General features: G+C 68.7%; 3 protein-coding genes and 1 tRNA gene. All 4 read right to left on the reverse strand.

Annotated features, from left to right (window positions below; translation table 11 throughout):
• Positions 1 to 27 precede the first annotated feature (27 nt).
• Positions 28 to 102 (reverse strand) — tRNA-Asp (locus ACFW2E_RS32075).
• 93 nt (positions 103 to 195) lie between these two features.
• Positions 196 to 4140, reverse strand: coding sequence for an ATP-dependent RNA helicase HrpA (gene hrpA, locus ACFW2E_RS32080; protein ID WP_384470927.1), 3945 nt, complete (start codon positions 4138 to 4140; stop codon positions 196 to 198).
• 89 nt (positions 4141 to 4229) lie between these two features.
• Positions 4230 to 4529: a hypothetical protein gene (locus tag ACFW2E_RS32085; RefSeq protein ID WP_384470930.1), complete on the reverse strand. Its 300-nt coding sequence runs from the start codon at positions 4527 to 4529 to the stop codon at positions 4230 to 4232.
• 79 nt (positions 4530 to 4608) lie between these two features.
• Positions 4609 to 4806 carry a DivIVA domain-containing protein gene (locus ACFW2E_RS32090; protein WP_384470933.1) on the reverse strand — a complete coding sequence of 66 codons (198 nt, stop codon included), beginning with the start codon at positions 4804 to 4806 and terminating at the stop codon, positions 4609 to 4611.
• Positions 4807 to 4893 lie beyond the last annotated feature (87 nt).

Genomic DNA, 4893 nt, shown 5'->3' on the forward strand with positions numbered 1-4893 from the left:
CTCGAGGGAAGCGGGCCTTCGTTCTTGCGGTCCTGACGGGATTTGAACCCGCGGCCTCCACCTTGACAGGGTGGCGAGCACTCCAAACTGCTCCACAGGACCAGGTTTCGCGGCGCTTGTTGTGCGTTGCGCTGCGAGAAGAGACTGTACAGGAGGGTGAGCCCCTGGTCGAACTCACCCAACGTACTCGAGCGATTACGGCACCGCCGCGTCGATCGCCTTCACGATCCGTTTGTCCGACACGGGGTACGCCGTGCCGAGCGCATGGGCGAAGTAGCTGACGCGGAGCTCCTCGATCATCCAGCGGATGTCCAGGACGGAGGAGGGAACCGGACGGCCCTGCGGAAGCTGCTCCAGGAGCCAGGCGTACTCGTCCTGCATCTCGTGGACCTTCTCCATGCGCGTGGTGTCCCGCTGGACCCCCGTCGGCATCTGCTGCAGCCGCCGGTCCGCCGCGACCATGTAACGCATCAGGTCGGGCAGCCGCCGTATGCCGGCCCACGTCACGAAACCGGGCTTCACGAGGGCGTCCAACTGCGTCCGTACGTCCGCCAGGTTCGGCAGCAGCGCGGGGCTCCGTACAGCCTTCAGGCGGCGCTCACAGGCCTGCCAGGCGGCGAGGACCTGCTGCACCTGCCCGACCGTACGGACCGTCGTGTCGACGATGTCCGCGCGCACCTTGTCGTACAGCTTCCGGTACGACTCCTCGTCCCAGACCGGGCCGCCGAAGTCGGCGATCAGCTTGTCCGCCGCCGCCATCGCGCAGTCGTCGAACAGGGCCTGAATGGAGCCGTGCGGATTGGCCGACAGGGCGAGCTTCTGCGCGTTCGTCAGCTTCTCGGACGCGAACTTCGCCGGATTGACCGGGATGTTGCGCAGGATCAGCCGCCGGGTGCCCTTCCACATCGCCTCCGCCTGCTCCGCCTCCGTGTCGAAGAGGCGCACCGACACCGTGTCGCCGTCGTCGACCAGCGCCGGGTAGGCCTTCACCGGCTGGCCGGCCCGGCGGGTCTCGAAGACGCGGGTGAGCGTGCCGATCGTCCAGCCGGTGAGGCCCTTGCGCTCCAGGGACTCCCCGCCTTGGCGCTCGGCCGTGGCCGCCGCCGCCTGGGAGAGGGCCTGGCGGGCCTTCGGCTTCAGCCGGAGCTTCAGCGCCTCCAGGTCCTTGTCCTCGGCCAGCTTGCGGCGCCGCTCGTCGACGATCCGGAACGTGACGCGCAGATGCTCGGGGACACGCGTCCAGTCGAAGTCGTCGGCCTCGAAGGGCACGCCGACGATCCGCTTCAGCTCGCGGGCCATCGTGACCGTCAGCGGTTCCTGCAGCGGCACCGCCTTCTCCAGGAAGGCCTTCGCGTAGTTCGGCGCGGGCACGTAGTTGCGGCGGATCGGCTTCGGGAGGGAACGGATGAGCTCCGTCACCAACTCCTCCCGCAGGCCCGGGATCTGCCAGTCGAAGCCCTCGTCCGTGACCTGGTTGAGGACCTGGAGCGGGATGTGGACGGTCACACCGTCCGCGTCCGCGCCCGGCTCGAACTGGTAGGTCACCCGGAACTTCAGCTGCCCCTGGCGCCACGAGTCGGGGTAGTCGGCCTTGGTGACCGCCTCCGCCGACTCCCGGATGAGCATCTCCCGCTCGAAGTCGAGGAAGTCGGGCTGCTCGTGCCGCTTGCGCTTCCACCAGGAGTCGAAGTGCGCGCCGGAGACGACGTGGTCGGGGACCCGCTGGTCGTAGAAGTCGAAGAGCGTCTCGTCGTCGACCACGATGTCCCGGCGGCGGGCGCGGTGCTCCAGCTCCTCGACCTCGCTGAGGAGCCTGCGGTTGTCGGCGAAGAACTTGTGGTGCGTGCGCCAGTCGCCCTCGACGAGTGCGTTGCGGACGAAGAGCTCGCGCGAGACCTCGGGGTCGATCCGGCCGTAGTTGACCTTCCGCTCGGTGACGATCGGCACGCCGTACAACGTGACCTTCTCGAACGCCATCACCGCCGCCTGGTCCTTCTCCCAGTGCGGCTCGCTGTAGGTCCGCTTCAGCAGGTGCCCGGCGAGCGGCTCGACCCACTCCGGTTCGATCTTCGCGTTGACCCGGGCCCAGAGCCGGCTCGTCTCCACCAGCTCGGCCGACATCACGAAGCGCGGGGTCTTCTTGAACAGCGCGGAGCCAGGGAAGATCGCGAACTTGGCGTTCCGCGCCCCCAGATACTCGTTCTTCGAGCCGTCCTTGACGTCCTTCATGCCGATGTGCGACAGCAGACCGGCCAGCAGGGAGACATGGACGCGGTCGTCGGGGGCGTCCCGCTCGCTGAGGTGGATGCCCATCTGCTTGGCCACCGTGCGCAGCTGGGTGTAGATGTCCTGCCATTCTCGAATGCGCAGGAAGTTGAGGTACTCCTGCTTGCACATGCGCCGGAAGGCGGAGGAACCCCGCTCCTTCTGCTGCTCGCGGATGTAGCGCCAGAGATTGAGATAGGCGAGGAAGTCGCTCGTCTCGTCCTTGAAGCGGGCGTGCTGCTGGTCGGCCTGGGTCTGTTTGTCGGCCGGGCGCTCGCGCGGGTCCTGGATGGACAGCCCGGCGGCGATGACCATGACCTCGCGGACGCAGTCGTTCTTGTCGGCCTCCAGGACCATGCGGGCCAGGCGGGGGTCGACGGGCAGCTGGGCGAGCTTGCGGCCGGTGTCCGTGAGCCGCTTGCGCACGTCCTTCTGCGTGGGGTCGAGGGCGCCCAGCTCCTGGAGCAGCTGCACGCCGTCGCGGATGTTGCGGTGGTCCGGCGGATCGATGAAGGGGAACTTCTCGATGTCGCCGAGGCCGGCGGCGGTCATCTGCAGGATGACGGAGGCGAGGTTCGTACGGAGGATCTCCGCGTCGGTGAACTCGGGCCGGGCGTCGAAGTCGTCCTCGCTGTACAGCCGGATGCAGATGCCGTCGGACGTACGGCCGCAGCGGCCCATGCGCTGGTTGGCGCTGGCCTGCGAGATCGCCTCGATGGGCAGCCGCTGCACCTTGGTGCGATGGCTGTAGCGGGAGATGCGGGCGAAGCCCGGGTCGATGACGTACTTGATGCCCGGCACGGTGAGCGACGTCTCGGCGACGTTCGTCGCCAGAACGATCCTGCGGCCGGTGTGCGGCTGGAAGACACGGTGCTGCTCGGCGTGGGAGAGCCGCGCGTACAGAGGCAGGATCTCCGTGAACCGGTACTTCTTCTTCTCCAGCGCGTCCGCGGTGTCCCGGATCTCGCGCTCACCGGAGAGGAAGACGAGGATGTCGCCCTTCCCCTCGCCCATCAGCTCTTCGACGGCGTCGGTGATCGCGGTGATCTGGTCCCGGTCGGCGTCCGCGGAGTCCTCTTCGAGGAGCGGCCGGTAGCGGACCTCCACGGGATACGTCCGCCCGCTGACCTCGATGATCGGCGCGTCGCCGAAGTGCCGGGAGAAGCGCTCGGGGTCGATGGTGGCCGAGGTGATGACGACCTTGAGGTCGGGCCGCTTCGGCAGCAGCTGGGCCAGATAGCCGAGCAGGAAGTCGATGTTGAGGGACCGCTCGTGGGCCTCGTCGATGATGATCGTGTCGTAGGCGCGCAGCTCGCGGTCGGTCTGGATCTCGGCGAGCAGGATGCCGTCCGTCATGAGCTTGATGAAGGTGGCGTCCGGGTTCACCTGGTCGGTGAACCGTACTTTCCAGCCGACCGACTCCCCCAGCGGGGTGTCCAGCTCCTCGGCCACTCGCTCGGCGACGGTACGGGCGGCGATACGGCGGGGCTGGGTGTGCCCGATCATGCCCCGGACCCCGCGGCCCAGCTCGAGACAGATCTTGGGGATCTGGGTCGTCTTGCCGGACCCGGTCTCACCGGCGACGATGACGACCTGGTGATCACGGATGGCGGCCGCGATCACGTCCTTCTTCTGGCTGACCGGCAGCTGCCCGGGGTAGCCGACCGCGGGCACACGGGCACGCCGCTCGCCCATCCGTGCCTCGGCCTTGGCGACCTCGGTCTCGATCTCGGCGAGAACAGCCGTGCGGGCCTCGGGCTTACGGATCTTGCGCGCACCCTCGAGCCTGCGCCCGAGCCGGTGCGCATCGCGCAGCGACAGCTCGGTCAGGCGGGGGGCGAGGGCGCCGAGGGAGGGGGCTGGGTGCGTAGACATACGCGACCCAGGATCTCACCTCGGGGAAATTCGTGGCGAACCCTTTTGTTCGGCCGCGCCCACCACACGGCCGCGGGTCCCGACGGGGCCTAGGAGGGGGAGCCGCCGGGGTCGCCGCCACGGCGTGCGCCGTCGCCCAGGGCGATGGACCTGGCGGTGTTGGAGACGGCCTTGATGCCGAGGTAGGCGGTGGTCATGCCGCTGACCGCGGTGAACGCGGACGTCAGCACGCCGACGATCACCGCTTCGTCGCCGTTGAGCCGCCACACCCCGAAGACTGCGACTCCCGCGATCGCGAGATTGCTGATGACCACCGCGAGCAGCCCGTAACGGGCCCGGTCCTTCTCCAGTTCGGTGTCCCGAATGGCTCTCGACTCGTCCCGGCTCATTGTCCCCGCCCCCCAGATCTCACGGCCGACCAGCCAGAACGTAGCGCCGGGCGGCCACCCTGCCAAGCGGGGAGCCGGGTCAGGACGGACCCGGGCGCGCCTGCAGCTCGGTCACCCGTGCGTCGACCTGTGCCCGGTCGTACCCCCGGCGGACGATCTCGAAGGCCGGCGGCGAGCCGGGGGCCGTACCGTCCGCCAGAAGGGCCAGGTAGGCGTCCACCTGGGCCCGGTCGTAGCCGCGCCGCGCGATGTCGAAACCCCTGAAGTCGTCCCCCACCGCCGCTTCCCCATTCACGTCTGAGTAAGACGAAGTGCCCCGTGAGCGGATACGGGCCAGGGGGGTGTTGGGGGGGGCGGGGTGGAG

Source organism: Streptomyces sp. NPDC058964 (assembly GCF_042741275.1).
Lineage (GTDB): Bacteria > Actinomycetota > Actinomycetes > Streptomycetales > Streptomycetaceae > Streptomyces.